Annotated in this window: 10 protein-coding genes, 21 tRNA genes and 3 rRNA genes; 5 read left to right on the forward strand and 29 right to left on the reverse strand. The window is 44.9% G+C overall.

Features of this window, described 5'->3' with window-relative positions; genetic code table 11:
* Positions 1-78 precede the first annotated feature (78 nt).
* Both AC4QJR_RS17000 and AC4QJR_RS17005 read right to left on the reverse strand, forming a co-directional pair.
* Positions 79-3324: a UvrD-helicase domain-containing protein gene (locus tag AC4QJR_RS17000; protein WP_496523637.1), complete on the reverse strand. Its 3246-nt coding sequence runs from the start codon at positions 3322-3324 to the stop codon at positions 79-81.
* Positions 3321-6065: a PD-(D/E)XK nuclease family protein gene (locus tag AC4QJR_RS17005; RefSeq protein WP_496523638.1), complete on the reverse strand. Its 2745-nt coding sequence runs from the start codon at positions 6063-6065 to the stop codon at positions 3321-3323. Before AC4QJR_RS17005 ends, AC4QJR_RS17000 begins: the two co-directional genes overlap by 4 nt.
* Before the next feature lie 980 nt (positions 6066-7045).
* Here AC4QJR_RS17005 and katG point away from each other — a divergent pair.
* The gene (gene katG / locus AC4QJR_RS17010; RefSeq protein WP_496523639.1) at positions 7046-9262 is read left to right on the forward strand and encodes a catalase/peroxidase HPI; all 2217 of its coding nucleotides are present in this window, start codon (positions 7046-7048) and stop codon (positions 9260-9262) included.
* A gap of 321 nt (positions 9263-9583) precedes the next feature.
* On the opposite strand, the gene AC4QJR_RS17015 is transcribed toward katG, so the two are convergent.
* The 25 genes from AC4QJR_RS17015 to AC4QJR_RS17135 form a co-directional block, all read right to left on the reverse strand.
* Positions 9584-11233 carry a catalase gene (locus tag AC4QJR_RS17015; RefSeq protein ID WP_496523640.1) on the reverse strand — a complete coding sequence of 550 codons (1650 nt, stop codon included), beginning with the start codon at positions 11231-11233 and terminating at the stop codon, positions 9584-9586.
* 223 nt (positions 11234-11456) lie between these two features.
* Positions 11457-11530: transfer RNA gene (locus AC4QJR_RS17020), tRNA-Arg, on the reverse strand.
* 5 nt (positions 11531-11535) lie between these two features.
* A tRNA-Asn gene (locus AC4QJR_RS17025) sits at positions 11536-11610 on the reverse strand.
* Between the two features lie 9 nt (positions 11611-11619).
* A tRNA-Ile gene (locus tag AC4QJR_RS17030) sits at positions 11620-11693 on the reverse strand.
* A 9-nt stretch (positions 11694-11702) separates the two neighbouring features.
* Positions 11703-11776: transfer RNA gene (locus tag AC4QJR_RS17035), tRNA-Gly, on the reverse strand.
* A gap of 11 nt (positions 11777-11787) precedes the next feature.
* A tRNA-Cys gene (locus tag AC4QJR_RS17040) sits at positions 11788-11861 on the reverse strand.
* 8 nt (positions 11862-11869) lie between these two features.
* Positions 11870-11944, reverse strand: a tRNA-Gln gene (locus AC4QJR_RS17045).
* 17 nt (positions 11945-11961) lie between these two features.
* Positions 11962-12037, reverse strand: a tRNA-His gene (locus AC4QJR_RS17050).
* 15 nt (positions 12038-12052) lie between these two features.
* Positions 12053-12126: transfer RNA gene (locus AC4QJR_RS17055), tRNA-Trp, on the reverse strand.
* 13 nt (positions 12127-12139) lie between these two features.
* A tRNA-Phe gene (locus AC4QJR_RS17060) sits at positions 12140-12212 on the reverse strand.
* A gap of 46 nt (positions 12213-12258) precedes the next feature.
* A tRNA-Asp gene (locus AC4QJR_RS17065) sits at positions 12259-12332 on the reverse strand.
* A gap of 159 nt (positions 12333-12491) precedes the next feature.
* A tRNA-Ser gene (locus AC4QJR_RS17070) sits at positions 12492-12584 on the reverse strand.
* Between the two features lie 7 nt (positions 12585-12591).
* A tRNA-Ala gene (locus AC4QJR_RS17075) sits at positions 12592-12664 on the reverse strand.
* 17 nt (positions 12665-12681) lie between these two features.
* Positions 12682-12758: transfer RNA gene (locus tag AC4QJR_RS17080), tRNA-Pro, on the reverse strand.
* Positions 12759-12764: 6 nt separating this feature from the next.
* Positions 12765-12838: transfer RNA gene (locus tag AC4QJR_RS17085), tRNA-Arg, on the reverse strand.
* A gap of 17 nt (positions 12839-12855) precedes the next feature.
* Positions 12856-12944 (reverse strand) — tRNA-Leu (locus tag AC4QJR_RS17090).
* 6 nt (positions 12945-12950) lie between these two features.
* Positions 12951-13025 (reverse strand) — tRNA-Gly (locus AC4QJR_RS17095).
* Between the two features lie 39 nt (positions 13026-13064).
* A tRNA-Leu gene (locus tag AC4QJR_RS17100) sits at positions 13065-13146 on the reverse strand.
* 38 nt (positions 13147-13184) lie between these two features.
* Positions 13185-13257, reverse strand: a tRNA-Lys gene (locus AC4QJR_RS17105).
* 21 nt (positions 13258-13278) lie between these two features.
* Positions 13279-13354, reverse strand: a tRNA-Thr gene (locus AC4QJR_RS17110).
* Between the two features lie 174 nt (positions 13355-13528).
* Positions 13529-13604 (reverse strand) — tRNA-Val (locus AC4QJR_RS17115).
* Positions 13605-13643: 39 nt separating this feature from the next.
* A tRNA-Glu gene (locus AC4QJR_RS17120) sits at positions 13644-13718 on the reverse strand.
* A 39-nt stretch (positions 13719-13757) separates the two neighbouring features.
* Positions 13758-13874: ribosomal RNA gene (gene rrf / locus AC4QJR_RS17125) — 5S ribosomal RNA — on the reverse strand.
* Positions 13875-13952: 78 nt separating this feature from the next.
* Positions 13953-16889: ribosomal RNA gene (locus AC4QJR_RS17130) — 23S ribosomal RNA — on the reverse strand.
* Between the two features lie 318 nt (positions 16890-17207).
* Positions 17208-18745: ribosomal RNA gene (locus tag AC4QJR_RS17135) — 16S ribosomal RNA — on the reverse strand.
* The 16S, 23S and 5S rRNA genes sit together here with 21 tRNA genes alongside, the layout of an rRNA operon.
* A gap of 478 nt (positions 18746-19223) precedes the next feature.
* On the opposite strand from AC4QJR_RS17135, the gene AC4QJR_RS17140 reads away from it, so the two are divergent.
* The 4 genes from AC4QJR_RS17140 to guaC all read left to right on the forward strand — a co-directional run bounded on the left by AC4QJR_RS17140 (position 19224) and on the right by guaC (position 22459).
* Positions 19224-19463, forward strand: coding sequence for a spore germination protein (locus AC4QJR_RS17140; RefSeq protein WP_098573310.1), 240 nt, complete (start codon positions 19224-19226; stop codon positions 19461-19463).
* 323 nt (positions 19464-19786) lie between these two features.
* Positions 19787-20179, forward strand: a complete 393-nt coding sequence (locus AC4QJR_RS17145; protein ID WP_496523641.1) for a GntR family transcriptional regulator — start codon at positions 19787-19789, stop codon at positions 20177-20179.
* A 17-nt stretch (positions 20180-20196) separates the two neighbouring features.
* A complete protein-coding gene (locus AC4QJR_RS17150) occupies positions 20197-21288 on the forward strand; it encodes a DUF1648 domain-containing protein (protein ID WP_496523642.1) in 1092 nt (363 codons plus the stop codon).
* Positions 21289-21475: 187 nt separating this feature from the next.
* A complete protein-coding gene (gene guaC, locus AC4QJR_RS17155; protein WP_375376371.1) occupies positions 21476-22459 on the forward strand; it encodes a GMP reductase in 984 nt (327 codons plus the stop codon).
* An 82-nt stretch (positions 22460-22541) separates the two neighbouring features.
* On the opposite strand, the gene menC is transcribed toward guaC, so the two are convergent.
* Entirely contained in the window at positions 22542-23651 is a 1110-nt protein-coding gene (gene menC / locus AC4QJR_RS17160; RefSeq protein WP_496523643.1) for an o-succinylbenzoate synthase, read from the reverse strand.
* A 30-nt stretch (positions 23652-23681) separates the two neighbouring features.
* Positions 23682-24494: a GNAT family N-acetyltransferase gene (locus AC4QJR_RS17165; protein ID WP_496523644.1), complete on the reverse strand. Its 813-nt coding sequence runs from the start codon at positions 24492-24494 to the stop codon at positions 23682-23684.
* Positions 24495-24517 lie beyond the last annotated feature (23 nt).

Genomic DNA, 24517 nt, shown 5'->3' on the forward strand with positions numbered 1-24517 from the left:
TTTCCTCCGATATTTTACTTGAAAACCAATCTTTCCCCATCAAAATTTGGATGGGGAAAGGCTGCTTTTCTACAATTTTTATGCTTTTGATTTCAATTCTTCTTCCTTAAAGTGAACCATCGCCCCTACTACCGGCATATGGATCCATGCTTCTACAACGGGACTTCCAGTTGCTTTATATAATGCCTCTGCATACGTTTGAAGCTGAGGCAGGTAACTTGCAGCACGTGAAAGCCAGTCTGCTTCTTTTCCAGGAAATGATTTGTGGTCGATAATGACCCAACCCTGTGGTGTAAGGATCAACAAATCAATCCAGCCGGAAGCCTTCTGCTGTCCTTTCCGCAAGTGAATTGGCCACTCGTTGTGTCTAGAAAGAAGATTAGGGTATTGTTGTGTAATAAATAGCTCCAACCGGTCCGATGCCTCAAGCATGGCATCTTCTGTAAGTGCGTGAATGTCATACCTGGTTCTCATGGCTTGTGCCATTCGGAATCTATTTTCGTTGGAATTGCCATGGTTATCAGAAGCTAAAAAGGCGTGGACCATTTCTCCAAGCACGGTCATATCCGGGTTTCCTGAAAGCGGAAGACGATTGCCAATGCGATGAAGTTTTGAACCACTAGATTCCAGTTCAGGCTGCTGTTGGTAGTTTATTTCTTCCTCACTCTTTTGTCCGCTTGGGCTAAAGCGTGCAGGAACAAATGACGAAGTTTCTACCTTTTTTCCGACATAGACAATTTCAGAATGTCCAGTTGATTCAGATTCAGCGGTTAGTTCTGTATCCTCATCAATTGATAACACTCGTACCTTACAAGCAAATGGCTTACCTTTAACTACGATTTTCCCCACTTGATTATCTAGGGAAGCATCCTCTTGATCAGCTTCTGCAATCCCAAGGTTCTGGATGACCTGGTTACCAGCCTCATCGGTCAATTCATCCATCCAACCTACCTTTGAAAAATCACGAGCTGTTAGCACAAGGTAATCTCTGGCCCTTGTCATTCCTACATACATCAACCTTTGATTTTCATCGGTTAGTTGCTGGACCCTCTGTTGAAGTTCAGTTGCAGCTTGTACATAAGTATCTAAACTGACATTACTTGATTGTGCTCCATATGGCCAAGGCCAATAATAAAGCCTGCGTCCATGAAGTGGATTTTCTACATTAAAGCCCGTTGTACTAACGGCTGTCACCCGGTCAAATACAGGCGGTTTTTTCTTCCCCACAGCCGATCTTTCTAATGAATTCAGGATGACAAAAGGCCACTCTAATCCTTTTGCCTTATGATAGGTTAATACCCGAACTGCCTGATCATCAGTCGATTCTGCCACAAGGTTTAATTCTTTGTCCTTTTCGACAGTACTTAAGAATAAAAGAAATCCACTTGTTGTGGCCGCGCTTCCATTGGTTGCGGCCGTCTCCTCATACTTTACCGCAATTTTCCGAAGGGCATCTAAGTTCGCTAGACGTTGATCACCTTGTCCCCATCTTAATACGACTTCATCCACTTTTGCCGTTACTAATGCTAAATCCAATACTTCAGAAGGACTCATTTGGACCATTTTTCCTCTTGCATGGTCTAAGGCTTGGATAAATGGCTCCGCAGCCATGATTTCTTCTCGCTTCTCGTGATCAAGCCAGCCGGATAACCAGCGCCCTTCACCCCAAGTGTCTGAAGAAAAGTGGATTAATTCTGCAAGCGCCAATGTATCGTTAGGGTCGACTAAATAACGTAGTGCGGCCGCGGCGAACACCACTTCTGGAGTAGCTAGTAATCCACTTTCACCTACGGTTGCGGCAATACCCAACTTGGAGAGTGCTTCTGCTACCCTCACGCACTCATCGTTCGCTCTGCAAAGAATCGCGATATCTCCTGCTTTTAAAGGTCGTGGTTCACGGGATATTTTATCCACTATGATATATTTATCTTTTTGAGCTAAAACCGTTTTTACTCCTTTTGCGATATGTGCAGCATCGGTGAGCTGATTTTTCGAATTCAAGTAAGTCCAGGTTTCAACTGCCATGGCCTGCTCTTGTCTGTCAGCCCGCTTTGGATCTAATGCAATTAGCTCCGCTGTCATACCTCTAGCTTCAAAAACTGGAACAAAAATCGCATTGACGAATTCAACTAATGATTGGCGAGAACGATAGGAGGCATCCAATACTTCAATTGCCAAATCAGGAATGCTTGTCATTGCCGTCTGCATCAACTCGGGGTCTGTTCCTCGAAAGCCATAGATTGCCTGTTTTACATCTCCTACCCATGTTGCTCTTTGGGCAATCCCACGAAGCTGCATGTTTAAAGCGATTTGTAATGGGCTCGAGTCCTGGAACTCATCGACGAATACATCGGAGATCCGGTCTTTTAACACTTCTGCATGTTGTTGGTTTTTCAATAAAGTAAGGGCTAATGCCTCTTGGTCAGTAAAATCGATTAATCCGCGTTTGCTCTTTTCCACCGCATAGGTTTCCATTGCCTCTGCCGCACAAGAAAAAAGGGCATCCATTGCGTCTTTCATGTCTTGATGAAGCCTTGGATGACGATCATGCACGGAAGAAGCTGCATGAATCGGTGAGACGGCATCTCGGCTTTTCGCTCCAGGTTTTAACTTGCTTAATTTTGCCCATAGCTGCCAAGAAATGAAGCCATTGTGTTCCCATTCCTTGAGCGCCGAATCAATATCTTCAACAACCTGTGCAGTAGCCTTCGTTGGATCTCCACCAGGCAGTTCTGATTTTGCAACCCGTAAGGCTGCCTTTAAATCTTCCTCCAGCTGATCAGGATTGGACAATGTCCCAGGCAGCCATGCAGACATGATTTCCCATGAATAGACGGCACAGTTTTGAACATCTTCTGGTTCCAATCCATTCTCACGAGCTAGTGATAAGATCTTAAGTACATGATCACGCCAATCCTCTAACCCGAGACGAATGAAAACCTGGCGATAGTCCCGGTAGAATTTATCAATGACTTCTGCTGCAATGGTGTGAAAAAGTGAGCTAGCTTCTGATTCTGCCAACACTTTTTGTACAGGTGATAACCCCATTTCAAGGGCAAATTCCCGTAACAGCCGTCCAAATACACTATTCATAGTACCAACATAACCATCCAGAATTCTTGCAGCAGATGTGCTATCGCCCGATTCTAGCAACTTGAGACGAACACGCTCAATGAGTTCTTCCGCTGCTTTCGTTGTAAATGTGGTGGCCATAATATTTTCTGCCGGCACTCCATTTTGAATGGATTTTAAAATTTCGTCAGATAAACGGGAGGTCTTGCCCGCACCAGCACCAGCACTTAACAGCTTTAACTTTCCGCTCATTTCCTCACCCTCCTAAAACCACAAAGATTCTGATATTCGCAATAGGCACATGGCGGGTCTATCGTTGATACAAATGTATCTTCACTCAACTCTTGGCCATCTTCCGTTCTCTTGTCCGTATTCCCTTTGGATGGAACACCTGGGGCGATAATCGTCCCTTTTAAGAGCTGTGACCAAATATCTTGCACAGATTGACGTAACACTTGATGAGACTCCAAAAGTGATGGACCCGCTACGTGATGGTCAGAAGGGAAATCCCCATGCGGCAAACTGAAGAAATCACCGCTGCGCAGCATAAAGTAGGCAACAGGAAGTTCTTGATTGTCATCTTCGGCTAAGAGCCAATGATAAAGAGTTAATTGTACTGATAAGTTTTCCAAGCGAACTTTGTAATTACTTGGTTTTCTCGACCATTTCGCATCAAACAAAATCTTGTTTCCTGATGCGGTTTCTCCGATAAGGTCCAATCTGCCGTTGAACTCAACTCCGTCACTCCATGTTTTCTGTAATTCTATTTCGGTATCTTGGATGGTAATCCCAGCATGATTCAACACTTTAAAAAATTTCTGCAAGGATTTCTGCAGTTTAAATCGAGTTTCACTGCGAAGAATTCCATTTTGCGGCTCTAGTAGTGTCGTAGCCAGCCTCGGTGTCAACTGATCAAACAAGTCCCCCGTTCGGATACGTACTTCTTCCTCGTTCCAATCGGTTTTTTCAGTAATAAGGTTTTCCAATATCACATGTCCTAGATTTCCAAGCATAATGGATTCATGCGGTAAAGAAAGTATCTTACCAGGTTTCACATTCGCAACATATGTAAAGGTCCATTTTAAAGGACAACCGATTAACCCTTCGAAACTGGTTGCAGATTCAACTTCCCGAGGCACGACGATATTTTCAGGAACCCTCCAAGTTCTTATTGGTTCTGGGATCTTGGTTGTTTGTAATGGAGTTCTTTCAAATTCCATTCCCGGAATTGAGAAACTTGATTGTTTCCGTATATCAGCCGCTTCAATGGTAATTTTTTTCTCGGTATTATGATCTTTTGCAATGGCATAGCGTATTTCGTCCCATAATGGGTGAATAGAAATTTCTTTGCCTTTCACTTTTGCAGGAGCAAAAAGAATCAGCCTTTTGTCAGACAAACGTGCCGCCCGCTGCCAAGCAGCTGCTTCTCTTCGACGCCGCACGTCCTCTTCAAGGAGGAGGACTCCATGTTCCCTTAACCATCCCCGTTCTTTCGATGTCCAAGTTCTGACACTAGGTCCTGACATGTTTTTATGAAAACCCCACCAAATGATGTTTTCTGCCTTACCCCAGATTTGCCCTGGATGATTGACGACTTGCCATTGGGCTGCTTCCTGTGTGTAACCGGACAATTTGGCTCCTTCACCTAAAACAGATTCTAGGATGCGCCCTACTTGCAAACGTGTCACCCTTTTTGTCCCAAGGGATTTTAGTCCTTCCATTACCTCTTGGGCATATTGTGTGGCTTGTACAAACATAAGGTCGTTTGTTGTTTGATAGTTCAATGCCGCCCATTGACTAACTTTTTGGCAAATATTCCTTAGTTGTTCAAAGGGAATGCCTTCGGTTGGGTCATAATAGTCATGATTCACCCACAAATCAAGCCTTGCTTCAAGGTTTTTTCTCCGTTTCTTCACTTCCTGTTCGTCCAAACCTTCTGCGGTCCATAATTCCTCGTAGGCATTTATTCCATCTTGAATTGCCTGCACCCATAGTGGCCCGCCAATTCCTGGATTTGCGGCTAATACTTTGGCTAATTTATACCTGATCTTTCCTGGTACAGGAGAGGTTGGAATTGTTAATAATTCGAGCATCCTATCCACCCTTAACGGTTCCCAGTAAGTATCGATGGTAAGCGGTAAAACTTGAAGAACTGCACGCCATTTTGAAAGAGCGTCCACTCCTGCTGCCGGTACTCCCCGCCTATTGAGAAGCTCATCAAGGAATAATGACCCGTCCCCTTTAATTAATACCGTATCTTCCGAGGTGTTTTGCTGCAGCCAGCTGATCAAAAAGTCTGCAGCATCCCATTCCTGTTCGGAACGAATAAGGAGCAAGCTCCCATCCCCTTTCGCCACTTCGGACGATTTTTCCCCTGCCATAACCTTTTGTAGAAGGGATAAGTCAGTATATGAATCCTTTTGTATTTCTTTTTCAAACATGGTTGATACATTCTGAGTTTCTACCCCTATTTCCTTTAATAAATCGATTAATTGAATGCACCAGGGATCCCATAGTGTTTTATCTTCATCAACAATATTGATTTTCTCTATTTGTACTTGCACTTGCTCTTGTAACCTTGAGATTAAACCTCGGACTCGATCAGGAAAACCACATAAACGGTTAGAATTAGCAAGCTCCAGCTCTGCCAGTGTATCGATCCATGCACTCCCGCCAACATGTACTAAAGGGTTCCATCCAGCTAACACTAACTCATCCCGGCGACGTAACAATTCCTTCGCTGTGTTCCAAGAATCAGTCTCAAAAGATTTTGAGAATAGCTTTTTACCAGAATCCTGTTTACGAATAAGTTCCTGCCACTCTGCAATCCGTAGGTTTTCCGATACATTCGGTACGGTTAGACCTAACTGTGTTTCTAGAATGCCGATTAAGCCGTTAAAGCCTGTTACTACGGTACCTACTGATGCCTCTTGATCTCCGAGTGCATCCGGATACGTGGTCGAATCTAGCCAATAGCCTAGCGTAATCTTCAAAATGGTACCCTCCTCGTATTTTATGTTCATAATCTTTTTCTCTTTTAAGTCATCAGGTTTTTGTGGGATAAAAAATAGAAAGAATAACTTGTTATTTACTTCCTTTATTTTACACAAAAAGGTATACCAAAAATAGTCCACCCTTTTAATAACATGTTAATAGCTTTAATCTGAACCATAATAAAATACTTACATTTATGTAGGTTTCATTTTAAGGCATAAGAATTAACACATTAAAAAATAGATTTCTAGTTTGTTTCTCGATAAAAGAAAAACAAAAAGAGACAGTTCTATGGTTATATAAAATAACAATAGGAGACTGTCCCTCTACTTTCTTTCCTCCACACAAGTCGCTTAGATCAATTTTCTAAGATTGCCCATTGATCCGAAACTTTACTGCCTGCCCGTAAAATTCCCGGGCGAACCCATAGCCAATTCCTCATGTACTGCCTGTTCTGGACAATATCCTTCATAACTTACCAACTCCATTTCTATGAGAATATCGAATACCTATTAATGCCATTATATGACTTTTTTCAAAGGACATAGGATGCTGGCACTTGATAAATATTTAAATTTTGTGAACATATCACCAAGATGATTTCTCTTTAAGTACTCATATAACTTGCCCACTTACAATATACTTCATTATAATGAGAATATAAGTAAATTCTGAAAACATCTTTTTCATCCATTTCTATTCTATCTTCCAATGATTCTTCTTATTTTTTACTCACTATCCATCTATGAAACTTCAAAATTCTGTATTCCATTTCAACAGCATGATCCACCTTCTTGTTACTGTAATTTTTTTTAAGCCACATTTTTCTGGACTTTTTATTTTCACTAATTTATTATAACAACTAGATAATAATTATTATAAATACTATTTAATAATTATTATAATTAATGTGTCTAAGTTTTTTACTAGAAACATAATTATATATAAATAAATTTACATAAAAGGAGAGATAAGAAATATGGATGGTAAACAAAATGGAAACATCCAGGGCTGCCCGTTTCACGGCGGTGCGACTAGTGTCAAATCAAGTGGTACGACCAACCGGGAATGGTGGCCTAACGCGTTAAACCTGAATATACTCCGTCAGCATGACAGAAAATCAAACCCAATGGGTGAAGACTTTGATTATACAGAGGAATTTAAAAAGTTAGACTATCCTGCGCTGAAGCAAGATCTTCGTGATCTCATGACAACCAGTCAAGATTGGTGGCCTGCTGACTATGGCCATTATGGTCCTTTCTTTATCCGTATGTCATGGCACGCGGCCGGTACCTACCGTTCTGGGGATGGACGAGGCGGCGGCGGAACTGGCAACCAGCGTTTTGCACCGCTTAATAGTTGGCCTGACAATGCAAGCCTGGATAAGGCCCGACGACTCCTTTGGCCAATCAAGCAAAAGTATGGGAACAAGATTTCATGGGCCGACTTGCTTGTACTAGCCGGTAATGTCGCGATTGAAGACATGGGTGGCCCGACAGTTGGCTTTGGAGCAGGACGTGCAGACATTTGGCATCCGGAAGAAGATATTTATTGGGGTACGGAAACGGAATGGCTCGGGGATAATCGTTATACAGGTGATCGTAACCTGGAGAATCCACTTGCAGCCGTTCAAATGGGGCTTATCTATGTAAACCCGGAAGGTCCAAACGGTAAACCAGATCCGGTGGCTAGTGCCAAGGACATTCGTGAAACCTTTGCCCGTATGGGAATGAACGATGAAGAAACCGTTGCCCTGATTGCCGGCGGTCACACATTCGGTAAGGCCCATGGTGCAGGTGATGCCTCTCATGTTGGTCGAGAGCCAGAAGCGGCTCCTATTGAAGCACAAGGCTTAGGCTGGATCAATTCCTACGGTTCCGGTAAAGGCCGTGACACAATCACGAGCGGTATTGAAGGTGCATGGACCGCGAACCCAACACAGTGGGATAATGGTTATTTTGAGCTATTATATGGCTATGAATGGTGGCTGACAAAGAGTCCTGCAGGGGCATGGCAGTGGCTGATTGTCGACCCTGCTGAGGAGCATCTTGCTCCGGATGCCGAAGATGCATCGATTAAAGTGCCAACAATGATGACCACGGCTGATATGGCGTTGCGTCATGATCCGATCTATGAGAAAATTGGTCGTCGTTTCTACGAGAACCCGAATGAATTTGCTGATGCATTTGCCCGCGCTTGGTTCAAATTGTTACATCGTGATATGGGTCCAAAAGCAAGATATCTCGGTCCGGAAGTTCCAGAAGAAGATTTCATCTGGCAGGATCCAGTACCAGCTGGTAATTATGAGATAACAGCTGCGGATATTGCCGAGCTGAAAGCAAAAATCTTAGACTCGGGATTAACTGTTAGCAAGCTAGTAACTACGGCTTGGGCTTCTGCCAGTACCTATCGCGGCTCTGACCATCGCGGTGGTGCCAATGGTGCCCGCATCCGCCTTGCTCCACAAAAGGATTGGGAAGTGAATCAACCGGAACAACTAGCACAAGTGCTTCAGGTACTGGAAGGCATTCAAAAGGAATTCGAAAAAGAAGTCAGCTTGGCCGATTTAATTGTCCTTGGCGGTAGTGCCGCCATCGAGAAGGCAGCCAAAGAGGCAGGCTTCAATGTAAATGTTCCGTTTGCTCCTGGACGCGGTGATGCGACCCAAGAACAAACAGATGCAGAAAGCTTTGACGTGCTCGAGCCTGTCGCTGATGGTTTCCGCAACTACCAAAAGCAGCAGTTCAGTGTAAGTCCGGAAGAGCTGCTCATTGATAAAGCACAACTTTTAAACCTGACTGCACCGGAAATGACCGTTCTTATTGGTGGTCTGCGTGTACTAGGTACCAACTATGGCGGCACGGCACATGGCGTATTCACCCATTCTGTTGGCCAACTCACCAATGATTTCTTTGTGAACTTGCTTGATATGGGTGTGGCGTGGAAGCCTGTCGGAGCAAACGTTTATGAAGGACGCGATCGCAAAACAGGTGAAGTGAAACGGACAGCGACTCGAGTGGACCTCGTGTTTGGTTCCAACTCCGTTCTCCGTTCCATTGCAGAAGTGTATGCTCAAGATGATAACAAAGAGAAGTTTGTCCGTGACTTTATCGCTGCCTGGATGAAGGTGATGAATGCTGACCGTTTTGATTTGAAAGCCGTTGAACAGAAAAAAGCTCAATTTGCTGGTAAGTAAGCCAGAGGCTATGTTGAATTTGGCGTAGATAGAAGAAGTCATAAGCGGAGGATTTCCGGTTAATTTTAAAAATGAGGGCTAAAAAGCTAAAATAGCAGGAGATATTCCGCTTAACAGCTTTAAATATACGCAAAACCCAACGATTTGAATCATATAAGCGGAAATACTCCCCTTATTTTTAAGGAAATAGTGGTATTTTCCAAATTAGCCGGAATTTCTTCTCTTATATTTGGAAATCAATATTCCGTTCGTTATATTAAATAGAAGAAACCGCCGTCGATTTGACGGCGGTTTTTATCATTAGTACCAGAAATATCATTATTAATAAGGTCCCGCTTCATGCCCTTTCTGTACAGCCTCTTTTGTTGCTTCGTTGGCAGCAATGGTTCCCTGACTAAATTTCGATTTACCCGCTTCACGGCCTGGAACTTGATTTTCCGTCTTCATTTCTTGGATATCTTTCATTACCTTCTCCATCCCTTCCTTCACACGGCGGCCATAGTCTTCATCGGCTTGGGTGAAATGATGGATCATGGCATCTTGAATTCGTTTGTCGCATATTGCCAGTGCTTCAGACAGGTTTTTGATTAATTCATCGCGCTCCCAATCGTCCAAGCTTCGATACGTATGGCCCGCTTGTCCGTAGTTGTTTGGACGATCAATCGGCGCACTCATGGCTGCTGCGTTATATACTGGCTGGTGAGGTGCACGGTTATCACTATTTGTTTCCGTATATCCGCCGAGCATCGATGGCTCATAGTTAATATGTGGGTTTTCTCCCGATTCTTTCGGGTTACGAATATCCATTTGGCCGCGATGCTGATTTGTGCGAACAGGTGCTTTCGGTGCGTTCACCGGCAGACTCAGATAGTTCGCACCTACCCGATAGCGCTGCGTATCCGAGTAAGAGAACGTACGCCCTTGAAGCATTTTATCGTCAGAGAAATCCATTCCATCCACCAGCACCCCTGTACCAAAGGCAGCTTGCTCAATTTCCGCGTGAAAATCAACAGGATTCCGATCAAGGACCATGCGGCCTACCGGTAACCATGGGAACTGATCCTCTGGCCAAAGCTTTGTATCATCGAGTGGGTCAAAATCCAGTTCTGGATGGTAATCATCAGACATGATCTGAACATAAAGCTCCCATTCTGGATACTCTCCTCGTTCAATCGCTTCATATAAATCTTGTGTCGCATGACCAACGTTCTTTGCTTGAATCGAGTTTGCCTCTTCTTGTGTTAGGTTACGAATTCCTTGCTTCGGCTCCCAGTGATACTTCACCAACACCGCCTCGCCTTTTTCATTTACCCATTTATACGTGTTTACACCAGAGCCCTGCATATGGCGGTATGTTGCTGGAATCCCCCATGGAGAAAATAGGAATGTAATCATATGCGTTGCTTCAGGTGTACGAGAAACGAAGTCAAACATCCGCTGTGGATTCGGGACGTTCGATGCTGGATCCGCTTTAAATGCGTGAATCATATCAGGGAATTTCATCGCATCACGGATAAAGAAAATTTTTAAATTATTCCCAACCAGGTCCCAGTTCCCATCTTCCGTATACATTTTCACCGCAAAACCACGTGGATCACGTGCAGTTTCCGGCGAATCTTTCCCACCTGCCACTGTGGAGAAACGCACCATTAACGGAGTTTTTTTCCCTGCTCCAGAGAACACTTTCGCGCGTGTATACTTCTCTACCGGCTCATCGCCCACTTTTCCGTAGGTTTCAAAATAACCAAATGCTCCCGATCCTCGTGCATGGACCACACGTTCTGGGACCTCTTCCCGATCAAAATGGGAAATCTTCTCAATAAAATGGTAATTCTCAAGTGTCGCTGGGCCACGATTCCCAATAGTACGGATATTTTGGTTATCTATCACGGGATGGCCCTGGCGCGTCGTCAACGTCTCCCGATTTACATCCTGTTCATTTGAAGCATTCACATTTTTGTTCTCTGTCAAAATAAGTCCTCCCTAAAAAAGTTATCCTTATTTTTCCTCTTAAAAGTGAATTTATTCAGCGTTAGAATAAGCTGGAAAAGCAGGTAAAAAACACCTACAAAAGGTAATTGTTCGAGTCATTTCCAGCAAAATACCCCGGATTTCTTCATAAATGATTGTGGGGGTTGCTAAAAATGTGCACAAAAAAAACGCTTAGATAAGCGTTTTTCACTTTGTTTTTTTACGCGCCTTAGAGGATTCGAACCTCTGACCCTACGCTTAGAAGGCGTATGCTCTATCCAGCTGAGCTAAAGGCGCATTTATGGCTCCGCAGGTAGGACTCGAACCTACGACCGATCGGTTAACAGCCGATAGCTCTACCACTGAGCTACTGCGGAACAATATGATGGGCCTAAATGGACTCGAACCATCGACCTCACGCTTATCAGGCGTGCGCTCTAACCAGCTGAGCTATAGGCCCATATTTATGTGGAGCGGGTGATGAGAATCGAACTCACAACATCAGCTTGGAAGGCTGAGGTTTTACCACTAAACTACACCCGCATTTATTAAATTGGAGGCAACACCCGGATTTGAACCGGGGATAGAGGTTTTGCAGACCTCGGCCTTACCACTTGGCTATGCTGCCTTTATGTATGGCTGGGCTAGCTGGATTTGAACCAACGCATGTCGCAGTCAAAGTGCGATGCCTTACCGCTTGGCTATAGCCCAATGGTTTATACAATATATGGGGCGGCTGATGGGAATCGAACCCACGAATGTCGGAACCACAATCCGATGCGTTAACCACTTCGCCACAACCGCCATTATAGAATCATTTGGCAGGGGTAGTAGGAATTGAACCCACACCAAAGGTTTTGGAGACCTTCGTTCTACCTTTAAACTATACCCCTCCATATAAAAAGGTGGCTCAGGACGGAATCGAACCGCCGACACAAGGATTTTCAGTCCTTTGCTCTACCAACTGAGCTACTGAGCCACACAAAATCTTTATCAACAGTAGTTACCTACTGGGGATAAAAGTACGGTCCGGACGGGACTCGAACCCGCGACCTCCTGCGTGACAGGCAGGCATTCTAACCAACTGAACTACCGGACCAGAGTTTTCTATTTGGAGCATGCTCCACGATTTGATACTGACCGCCCTGATTTCAGAAAGCATATTCAAGCAGCGGCTCAATCGTTGCGCTGTAGATCATTCGAAGAAGCATATTCGAACGTGCTCCACCCCGCGACAATAAGAATAGATTACGAGTTATGGAGGAGGAAGAGGGATTCGAACCCCCGCGCGGTATGACCCGCCTGTCGGTTTTCAAGACCGATCCCTTCAGCCAAACTTGGGTATTCCTCCGAATAAGTGGAGTCTAGGGGGATCGAACCCCTGACCTCCTGCGTGCAAAGCAGGCGCTCTCCCAGCTGAGCTAAGACCCCATATATTATTAGAAGCATGGTCGGGAAGACAGGATTCGAACCTGCGACCCCTTGGTCCCAAACCAAGTGCTCTACCAAGCTGAGCTACTTCCCGTTAAAGTGCGCCCTGAGAGATTCGAACTCCCGACCTTTTGATTCGTAGTCAAACACTCTATCCAGCTGAGCTAAGGGCGCATATGATTTAATTTAAATGGTGCCGAGGACCGGAATCGAACCAGTAAGGTAGTCACCTACCGCAGGATTTTAAGTCCTGTGCGTCTGCCAGTTCCGCCAAACCGGCGTAAGTTGGAGCGGAAGACGGGATTCGAACCCGCGACCCCCACCTTGGCAAGGTGGTGTTCTACCACTGAACTACTTCCGCAAAGGTTGTAAGTTATATTGCTCTTGCAAAAAACTTTGATGCGGGTGAAGGGAGTCGAACCCCCACGCCTTGCGGCGCCAGATCCTAAGTCTGGTGCGTCTGCCAATTCCGCCACACCCGCAATATTAATAGTTATTTTGCTTTCGCAAAAAACTCTAGTGAGCCATGAAGGACTCGAACCTTCGACCCTCTGATTAAAAGTCAGATGCTCTACCAACTGAGCTAATGGCTCAAAAAAAGCAAAAAAAATAAATGGTGCCGGCGAGAGGACTTGAACCCCCAACCTACTGATTACAAGTCAGTTGCTCTACCAATTGAGCTACCCCGGCGTAAAATTTGAAAAAATATTTAGTTTGAACACGCTGGTATTGTTACCGTCATCCTGACCTCAAAAAGCTTGTCCAAGCAGCAGCTCGGTCAGTATGCTGAAGTTCATTCAGGAAGCATATTCGGTCGTGCTCTACCAATTGAGCTACCCCGGCATAATCTTTGAAAGATAAATATGGTGGAGGATGACGGGATCGAACCGCCGACCCTCTGCTTGTAAGGCAGATGCTCTCCCAGCTGAGCTAATCCTCCAAAATAATGAAAGTTATTTTCACTAGCATGAAAAAACTTTGGTGACCCCTACGGGATTCGAACCCGTGTTACCTCCGTGAAAGGGAGGTGTCTTAACCACTTGACCAAGGGGCCATATTAAATATTGACGAAAAAAATAACCCAAAAGGGTTAGCCTGGCAACGTCCTACTCTCACAGGGACGCGTTTCCCAACTACCATCGGCGCTGAGAAGCTTAACTTCCGTGTTCGGTATGGGAACGGGTGTGACCTTCTCGCCATTGCTGCCAGACTATTTTGTGTGAGGTATCATTCCCTCAAAACTAGATAATGCTGAAGAAGTTTGTAAACTCAGAGTTCACCTTAAAATTAGGATAAGTCCTCGAACGATTAGTATCAGTCAGCTCCACATGTTACCACGCTTCCACCTCTGACCTATCAACCTGATCATCTTTCAGGGTTCTTACTAGCTTGCGCTATGGGAAATCTCATCTTGAGGGGGGTTTCATGCTTAGATGCTTTCAGCACTTATCCCGTCCGCACATAGCTACCCAGCGATGCTCTTGGCAGAACAACTGGTACACCAGCGGTGCGTCCATCCCGGTCCTCTCGTACTAAGGACAGCTCCTCTCAAATTTCCTGCGCCCACGACGGATAGGGACCGAACTGTCTCACGACGTTCTGAACCCAGCTCGCGTACCGCTTTAATGGGCGAACAGCCCAACCCTTGGGACCGACTACAGCCCCAGGATGCGATGAGCCGACATCGAGGTGCCAAACCTCCCCGTCGATGTGGACTCTTGGGGGAGATAAGCCTGTTATCCCCGGGGTAGCTTTTATCCGTTGAGCGATGGCCCTTCCATGCGGAACCACCGGATCACTAAGCCCGACTTTCGTCCCTGCTCGACTTGTAGGTCTCGCAGTCAAGCTCCCTTGTGCCTTTACACTCTGCGAATGATTTCCAACCATTCTGAGGGAACCTTTGGGCGCCTCCGTTACTTTTTAGGAGGCGACCGCCCCAGTCAAACTGCCCACCTGACACTGTCTCCCACCCCGATCAGGGATGCGGGTTAGAATTTCAATACAGCCAGGGTAGTATCCCACCGACGCCTCCACCGAAGCTAGCGCTCCGGCTTCTCAGGCTCCTACCTATCCTGTGCAAGCTGTACCAAAATTCAATATCAGGCTACAGTAAAGCTCCACGGGGTCTTTCCGTCCTGTCGCGGGTAACCTGCATCTTCACAGGTACTATAATTTCACCGAGTCTCTCGTTGAGACAGTGCCCAGATCGTTACGCCTTTCGTGCGGGTCGGAACTTACCCGACAAGGAATTTCGCTACCTTAGGACCGTTATAGTTACGGCCGCCGTTTACTGGGGCTTCGATTCAGAGCTTCGCTTGCGCTAACCCCTCCTCTTAACCTTCCAGCACCGGGCAGGCGTCAGCCCCTATACTTCGCCTTGCGGCTTCGCAGAGACCTGTGTTTTTGCTAAACAGTCGCCTGGGCCTATTCACTGCGGCTCTTCGAGGCTATTCACCTCAAAAAGCACCCCTTCTCCCGAAGTTACGGGGTCATTTTGCCGAGTTCCTTAACGAGAGTTCTCTCGCTCACCTTAGGATTCTCTCCTCGCCTACCTGTGTCGGTTTGCGGTACGGGCACCTTTTATCTCGCTAGAGGCTTTTCTTGGCAGTGTGGAATCAGGAACTTCGGTACTAAATTTCCCTCGCTATCACAGCTCAGCCTTATGTGAGAGGCGGATTTGCCTACCTCTCAGCCTAACTGCTTAGACGCGCATATCCAACAGCGCGCTTACCCTATCCTCCTGCGTCCCCCCATTGCTCAAACGATAAAGAGGTGGTACAGGAATATCAACCTGTTATCCATCGCCTACGCCTTTCGGCCTCGGCTTAGGTCCCGACTAACCCTGAGCGGACGAGCCTTCCTCAGGAAACCTTAGGCATTCGGTGGATGAGATTCTCACTCATCTTTCGCTACTCATACCGGCATTCTCACTTCTAAGCGCTCCACCAGTCCTTACGGTCTAGCTTCAACGCCCTTAGAACGCTCTCCTACCACTGACACCAACGGTGTCAATCCACAGCTTCGGTGATACGTTTAGCCCCGGTACATTTTCGGCGCAGAGTCACTCGACCAGTGAGCTATTACGCACTCTTTAAATGGTGGCTGCTTCTAAGCCAACATCCTGGTTGTCTAAGCAACTCCACATCCTTTTCCACTTAACGTATACTTTGGGACCTTAGCTGGTGGTCTGGGCTGTTTCCCTTTTGACTACGGATCTTATCACTCGCAGTCTGACTCCCACGGATAAGTCTTTGGCATTCGGAGTTTGTCTGAATTCGGTAACCCGATGAGGGCCCCTAGTCCAAACAGTGCTCTACCTCCAAGACTCTTACTACGTGAGGCTAGCCCTAAAGCTATTTCGGAGAGAACCAGCTATCTCCAAGTTCGATTGGAATTTCTCCGCTACCCACACCTCATCCCCGCACTTTTCAACGTGCGTGGGTTCGGGCCTCCATCCAGTGTTACCTAGACTTCACCCTGGACATGGGTAGATCACCTGGTTTCGGGTCTACGACCACATACTCAATTCGCCCTATTCAGACTCGCTTTCGCTGCGGCTCCGTCTCTTCAACTTAACCTTGCATGGGATCGTAACTCGCCGGTTCATTCTACAAAAGGCACGCCATCACCCATGAACGGGCTCTGACTACTTGTAGGCACACGGTTTCAGGAACTATTTCACTCCCCTTCCGGGGTGCTTTTCACCTTTCCCTCACGGTACTGGTTCACTATCGGTCACTAGGGAGTATTTAGCCTTGGGAGATGGTCCTCCCTGCTTCCGACCGGATTTCACGTGTCCGGCCGTACTCAGGATCCACTCAGGAGGGAACGAAGTTTCGACTACAGGGTTTTTACCTTCTCTGACGGACCTTTCCAGGTCGCTTCATCTACCCCGTTCCTTTGTAACTCCATGTTGAGTGTCCTACAACCCCAAGAGGCAAGCCTCTTGGTTTGGGCTATGTCCCGTTTCGCTCGCCGCTACTCAGGGAATCGCGTTTGCTTTCTCTTCCTCCGGGTACTTAGATGTTTCAGTTCCCCGGGTATGCCTTCCATACCCTATGTATTCAGGTAAAGATACTGTTCCATTACGAACAGTGGGTTCCCCCATTCGGAAATCTCCGGATCAAAGCTTACTTACAGCTCCCCGAAGCATATCGGTGTTAGTCCCGTCCTTCATCGGCTCCTAGTGCCAAGGCATTCACCGTGCGCCCTTTCTAACTTAACCTAAAAGGTTATTCTCTTAACTTCATAAGAGAGAAAACTAAAATGGCGATTACTCGATGTTTACTTTGCTTCTTCATTACGATTATCTAGTTTTCAAAGAACGATTAGTTTGAGAGAATTGTACTCTCAAAACTAAACAAACAAAGATCGTGTACAAACTGTTTTGTCTGGCTCACAGGTCCAGCTTGTCTAGCTTCGGCTCCTAACTTCTCGGCCGTTTCGATCCGTCCCCGCAAATCCAAAACCGGGATTTGCAGTGCCGGCTCTCCAACGTCTGTCGAAGTTGAACAGTCGCCTCCGCTTTTCCTATTATCCTTAGAAAGGAGGTGATCCAGCCGCACCTTCCGATACGGCTACCTTGTTACGACTTCACCCCAATCATCTGTCCCACCTTAGGCGGCTGGCTCCTTACGGTTACCCCACCGACTTCGGGTGTTACAAACTCTCGTGGTGTGACGGGCGGTGTGTACAAGGCCCGGGAACGTATTCACCGCGGCATGCTGATCCGCGATTACTAGCGATTCCGGCTTCATGCAGGCGAGTTGCAGCCTGCAATCCGAACTGAGAATGGTTTTATGGGATTGGCTAAACCTCGCGGTCTTGCAGCCCTTTGTACCATCCATTGTAGCACGTGTGTAGCCCAGGTCATAAGGGGCATGATGATTTGACGTCATCCCCACCTTCCTCCGGTTTGTCACCGGCAGTCACCTTAGAGTGCCCAACTAAATGCTGGCAACTAAGATCAAGGGTTGCGCTCGTTGCGGGACTTAACCCAACATCTCACGACACGAGCTGACGACAACCATGCACCACCTGTCACTCTGTCCCCCGAAGGGGAAAATCCTATCTCTAGGAGTGTCAGAGGATGTCAAGACCTGGTAAGGTTCTTCGCGTTGCTTCGAATTAAACCACATGCTCCACCGCTTGTGCGGGCCCCCGTCAATTCCTTTGAGTTTCAGCCTTGCGGCCGTACTCCCCAGGCGGAGTGCTTAATGCGTTAGCTGCAGCACTAAAGGGCGGAAACCCTCTAACACTTAGCACTCATCGTTTACGGCGTGGACTACCAGGGTATCTAATCCTGTTTGCTCCCCACGCTTTCGCGCCTCAGCGTCAGTTACAGACCAGAAAGCCGCCTTCGCCACTGGTGTTCCTCCACATCTCTACGCATTTCACCGCTACACGTGGAATTCCGCTTTCCTCTTCTGCACTCAAGTCCCCCAGTTTCCAATGACCCTCCACGGTTGAGCCGTGGGCTTTCACATCAGACTTAAAGGACCGCCTGCGCGCGCTTTACGCCCAATAATTCCGGACAACGCTTGCCACCTACGTATTACCGCGGCTGCTGGCACGTAGTTAGCCGTGGCTTTCTGGTTAGGTACCGTCAAGGTACCGGCAGTTACTCCGGTACTTGTTCTTCCCTAACAACAGAGCTTTACGACCCGAAGGCCTTCATCGCTCACGCGGCGTTGCTCCATCAGACTTTCGTCCATTGTGGAAGATTCCCTACTGCTGCCTCCCGTAGGAGTCTGGGCCGTGTCTCAGTCCCAGTGTGGCCGATCACCCTCTCAGGTCGGCTACGCATCGTCGCCTTGGTGAGCCGTTACCTCACCAACTAGCTAATGCGCCGCGGGCCCATCTGTAAGTGACAGCCGAAACCGTCTTTCAGCTTTCCCTCATGAGAGGAAAAGGATTATCCGGTATTAGCACCGGTTTCCCGGTGTTATCCCAGTCTTACAGGCAGGTTGCCCACGTGTTACTCACCCGTCCGCCGCTAGACTCCGAAAAGTCTCGCTCGACTTGCATGTATTAGGCACGCCGCCAGCGTTCGTCCTGAGCCAGGATCAAACTCTCCAAGAAAGTTGATTAGCTCATTTGTTACGTTGGCTCATGTTCTTCCTATATTAATAGAAGAAACACGATTAATATTGTTTGTTTGCACGATTTTATTTGTTTAGTTTTCAAAGAACAATATATCACTTTAATTAGCGACAGCGGAATCAATCTTAACACTTCGACTCGCAGAAGTCAACTTCTTTTTAAAATTGACTTAACCGCCTCAGCGACGAATAATAATATAACAAATAACCGGCAGGTAAGTCAACTTCTTTTCGCAAAAAAGTTTAAATATAAAAGAAGTTTTTAAAAGTATCATACTCTAATAACTTTAGTGAAAATTATTTTCCATAGATAAGTCCTGTATATACGCCCAATAGAATTGATTTGAAGAGATAAGATAAACACTTTATATTTTAAATTCCATGTTTGTCCATTTCTTTAATGCTTTTTTAACATACTTTATATAACACTCTTAACCTACATTTAATTGGAGGCTCTTATGTCTAATCAAATTAATATTTTCAATCTGCACGTAAACGGGATGGCACAAAATGCAAGCATTAATATAGGAAGAACCTTACACAATAGCCATACTGCAAACTTAAAATTATTTGGTGCTAATTTTTCAATGGGCGATTTTTCACCTAGTCATTCCCTGATTATTACGGTGATTCAAGATTCCGATATAAGTGATCAAGGTCAAAATGAAAATCCATCTTCATCAAGCAAAAGTCAATGATGGTTATAGTCCGAGATTTTGTAATAACTCCTTTGCAGATTCCTTTTGCGAACAGTGACTGTTATTGTTCGCCTGGTGGACTTTTTTTAATAGTTTAACAGGAAAGAATGTTAAAGAAGCACAGAGCATAATTGAGCCCTGTGCATTTTTATATCTTTCGCCATTATTCTATTAATAAGTACTAGCTAAATCCAGGATATCTCACTATTAAGCGTATGGTGACAGGGAGCCAGAGCTCCTTTTCAGACGACAATGCACATTGTTATAGATATAATAGAACAGATGTGTTATAATATATATAGAACAGATTGGAGGGAAAGAACATGATTATTCGAATTGAACCTGATTCCGATATTCCCATTTACCAACAAATCACCAATCAAATAATTGAAGGAATCGCTAGAGGATCCATACAGCCAGGTGACTCCCTGCCGTCTGTGAGGGCATTTGCAGCTGACCTTGGCGTCAATATGCATACTGTTAATAAAAGCTATCACCAATTAGAGAAAAAAGGAATTATCCGCATTGCTCCTAAATCTGGAGCAGTGATCTCGTCTCCACAAGATTTAAACGCATCCTCAAGAGATAAATTGAAAGAGGCATTTAAACCTCTTATCGCAGAATCTCTTGTGGTCGGAATGTCCCATGCGCAAATTCAGGAACTTGTCACTTCTATAATTGAAGATTTAAGAATGAACAATAAAAATCTCATCTAACAAGGAGGAGAAAATCTATGACTTTGGCCATATTTCTTATCATTGCGATTATTTTAGTAGGAATCCAAACCGCCGTTCCGTTTTTAGTAAAACGGACCGTTATATTTGGGGTCACCGTCCCAGAAAAATACCTAAAGAACGAAAAGCTTACCTCTTATAAAAAGGGATATGCATTACTACTTTCCCTTCTTTCATTATTGGTTTTAGCTGGCTATCTTCTTTGGGCACTAATTAATAACCCTTCTGAACAACAAACTGTGCTTGTCGGGACGGTCATCCAATTTGGCATCATCCTTTACAGTCTTACCCTCTATTTTTTCTATCATGGAAAAACGCTTCAATTAAAAAGGAACAACAACTGGGGTGAGGGTCTAAAACAAGTAAAAATCACTGATTTATCCGTTCGTTCCCAGGATGAAATGCTTCCTTGGTATGTATATTTACTGCCAATCGTAATTACAGTCGGGGTCATCGGATACACTATTCTCCAATACGACTTGCTGCCGAAGCAGATTCCAACTCACTGGGGAATAAACGGTGAAGCTGATGCCTTTACAGAAAAAACGCCTATGTCCGCAATCTTAATGCCGCTAACATTTTTAATTATGCAGTTCATGTTTTTAGGCATTCAAATTGGGACGAAGAAATCCGGCATTAAATTAAGCGCCACTAATACCAGCGCTTCGCGCATGCGTCAACTCACTTTACGGAAAAATTCAAGCTGGTTTATGTTTATCATTAGTTTCTTACTGACGGTTATGTTTAGTTTCTTTCAATTAAAAACGATTCATCCTGATTTATTTGCCGGAATTACCATGGCAGCAACGCCGATCCTTTTCCTTGTCATTGCCTTAGCGGGAACCATTGCCTTTGCTGTAAAAGTAGGACGATCAGATAAACTTACCAATGATGAATCTGAACTGGGAATAACCGATTTCGACGAAGATGCCCATTGGAAAGGCGGCCTCCTTTATTTCAACCGAAAGGATCCTTCGATCTTTGTTGAAAAACGATTTGGTGTTGGCTGGACACTCAATTTTGGCAACCCGATTGGTTATCTTATTGTCTTAGTACCGTTGGTGATCATCTTAGCGATATCTTTTTTGTAGGAACGGTCCATTTAGTGCCTGTCCCCCATTACTTTAGAGCAATAAAGTAGTGGCCGACATGGCACTTTATTTTTTTCCACATAATTCTTATTTGTTTTGACAAAATAACAAATATACTGTAAATTAACATATGTACGAACAATAGGATTTAATTTTACTAGAATATTCGTGTTTGGGAGTGTAATAAATGGATAATGTATTTGATTATGAAGATATTCAACTGATTCCTGCTAAATCTATCGTTAACAGTCGATCTGAGTGTGATACGAGTGTCACATTTGGTGGACATACATTTAAATTGCCAGTTGTACCTGCAAATATGCAGACGATTATAGATGAAAAGCTTGCTATTTTCTTTGCGGAAAATGGTTACTTCTATATTATGCACCGTTTCCAGCCTGAAAAGCGGATTTCCTTCATCAAAGACATGCAAGGACGTGGACTGATCGCCTCCATTAGTGTCGGTGTAAAAGAGGGAGAATACGATTTCATCAACCAGCTGGCCGATGAAAAGCTAACCCCTGAATTTATTACCATTGATATCGCCCATGGCCATTCCAACTCCGTGATTAAAATGATTAAGCATATTAAGAAACATTTACCTACTAGCTTTGTCATTGCCGGAAATGTCGGAACTCCTGAAGCTGTTAGAGAATTAGAGCATGCCGGTGCAGATGCGACGAAAGTTGGAATTGGACCTGGTAAGGTTTGTATCACGAAAATAAAGACTGGTTTTGGAACAGGCGGCTGGCAATTAGCTGCTCTAAGATGGTGTGCTAAAGCGGCAAGCAAACCAATAATCGCTGACGGCGGCATTCGTACACACGGTGATATCGCGAAATCTGTTCGATTTGGAGCCTCCATGGTCATGATTGGTTCTTTATTTGCTGGTCATGAAGAATCTCCTGGGGAAACGATTGAGAAGGACGGAAAGTGTGTGAAAGAATACTTCGGTTCCGCTTCAGAATTCCAAAAAGGCGAACGTAAAAATGTTGAAGGTAAAAAAATGTACGTCGAACACAAAGGCCGTTTAATCGATACATTGATCGAAATGGAACAAGATCTTCAGTCCGCTATTTCCTATGCCGGAGGCAACAAGTTAAAAGACATCCGGACGGTTGACTATGTTGTTGTTAAGAACTCCATCTTTAACGGTGATAAAGTGTATTAAAAAGTAAATGCCAGTTCCCCTAGCTTGGTTACCAAATGAGGGGAACTGGCATTTTTGTTATTTTTCATTTTTTAAACCAAAGCTATGAACGGAAAATACGGCTATACAGGGTGTACTTTTCAATCCTGTCGCGATTAGGTTCATACCCGATACCCGGAAGTTTAGGAATGGTAATCATCCCATCTTCAACGATTACCTCGGGATCGATAATATCTTCCTTCCAGTAATGGGCTGAGGCCGCTGTATCACCTGGAAGTGTGAAATTAGACAAGCTTGTGATCGCAATATTATGTGCCCTGCCCACTCCAGACTCTAGCATTCCTCCACACCAGACGGGAATTCCATTTGCCTCGCATAAATCATGGATCCGTTTGGACTCAGTTAGGCCTCCGACACGGCCGATCTTTATGTTTATTATTTTACAACTTCCCAGTTGAATCGCCTTTCTTACATCTTCGACACTATGGATACTTTCATCCAGACAAATCGGAGTCTCTATTTGCGCTTGCAGCTGCGCGTGGTCGATGATATCATCAAAGCCTAATGGCTGCTCAATCATGGTTAAGTTAAATTGGTCCATTGCCTTAAGAGTATCGAGATCATCTAGTGTATAAGCGGTGTTTGCGTCAGCCATCAATGGAATATCTGGGTACCGTTTACGTATCTCTGCTAAAATATTTACATCCCAGCCTGGTTGAATTTTTACCTTGATGCGCTTATATCCCTCTTGCAGACTAGCTTCTATTAAACTCAATAGTTCTTCGACCGTATCCTGAATCCCAATACTGACACCAACTTCAATCTTTTCTAACTTTCCTCCAAGAGCGGAAGCAAGACTTACTCCCTGCTGTTTAGCATATGCATCCCAGATTGCCCCTTCCAGAGCAGCCTTCGCCATGTAATTTCCTCTAATATGATGGAACCGTTCGGAAACCTCATCCGGATGTGAAATTGGCTCTTTCAGAAGAAGGGGAATCAAAAAATCCTCCATCATATGCCAATTGGTTTTGACGGTCTCTTCCTTATATGTGGCATCGATCGCAGCAACGGATTCCGCCCATCCCGAAATGCCATCCTTCGTTAGGACTTCCACTAAAATAAAATCTTTATCATATTCCGTTCCAACCGCTGTTGTAAAAGGGTGTAAAAGATCCATTTTCATATGTCGTAAAACGATTCGTTGTATTTCCATTCTATCTATCCCCCACTTCGTTTAAGTACGTTACTTAGTTAATACATAGTGATGGAGGTAAGGAAGATTACTCTTTCGTAATGCCGTTACCGTCCATCCGTTGCTTAAATAATAGCTAAAAACCTCGCGCGTTTTCATTCGCCAATCCAATGCAGTTTCTAAATCATTCGCTTTAATGGTTTGGAATTGATTCGGAACAGGTACATACAGAACATTCACATTCCATTGGTGATCAAGTAAAACAGCTTTTGGAACCGGGAAGCCCTGAGCATCCACTTCCACTTGAATCAAAAGGGGCACTTCTTCGCCTTTAGCAGAATCTTCCGTTGGCTTCGACGTTTCCCCAGCAATGTCCCATTCCACTAAAAAACGATCAGATGGTAAACCTGCATTCAGAACGTCAGGCATTTCACCGTAACAATTTTCAATATACTGCGTACAAACTCCACCTAATTTGCTTAAATTAAGATATCCATTAACCGTTTCTAATGGATCATATGTCCACACAATTAATCGGTAGCCCTTATTTCGAGCTTCTTCTCGCTGCCTTAATTTTAATTTTTCACCGATGCCCATTTTTTGAAAATCTGGGTGAATGCCCATACTGTGTGAGCAAAGATAGATGGTTGTCCCATCAAATCCAGGAAAGCTATATTGAAATCCAATTAATCGTGCGCCAGAAAAAGCGCCAATCACCAGCCCGCCACTTTTTACAACGGCAATGCTATGATTCACCGGGACTGGATCTTCATCCGCCCAAATAAGACTTTCTAAATCTCTCACGGCTGTCAATTCCTCTGCCGTATGTAACATACGTATCGTAATCGGTTCTAATAAATCCATCTTGAATAACGCACCTCCTGCAC

The sequence above is a fragment of the Neobacillus sp. BP17 genome (assembly GCF_059579525.1).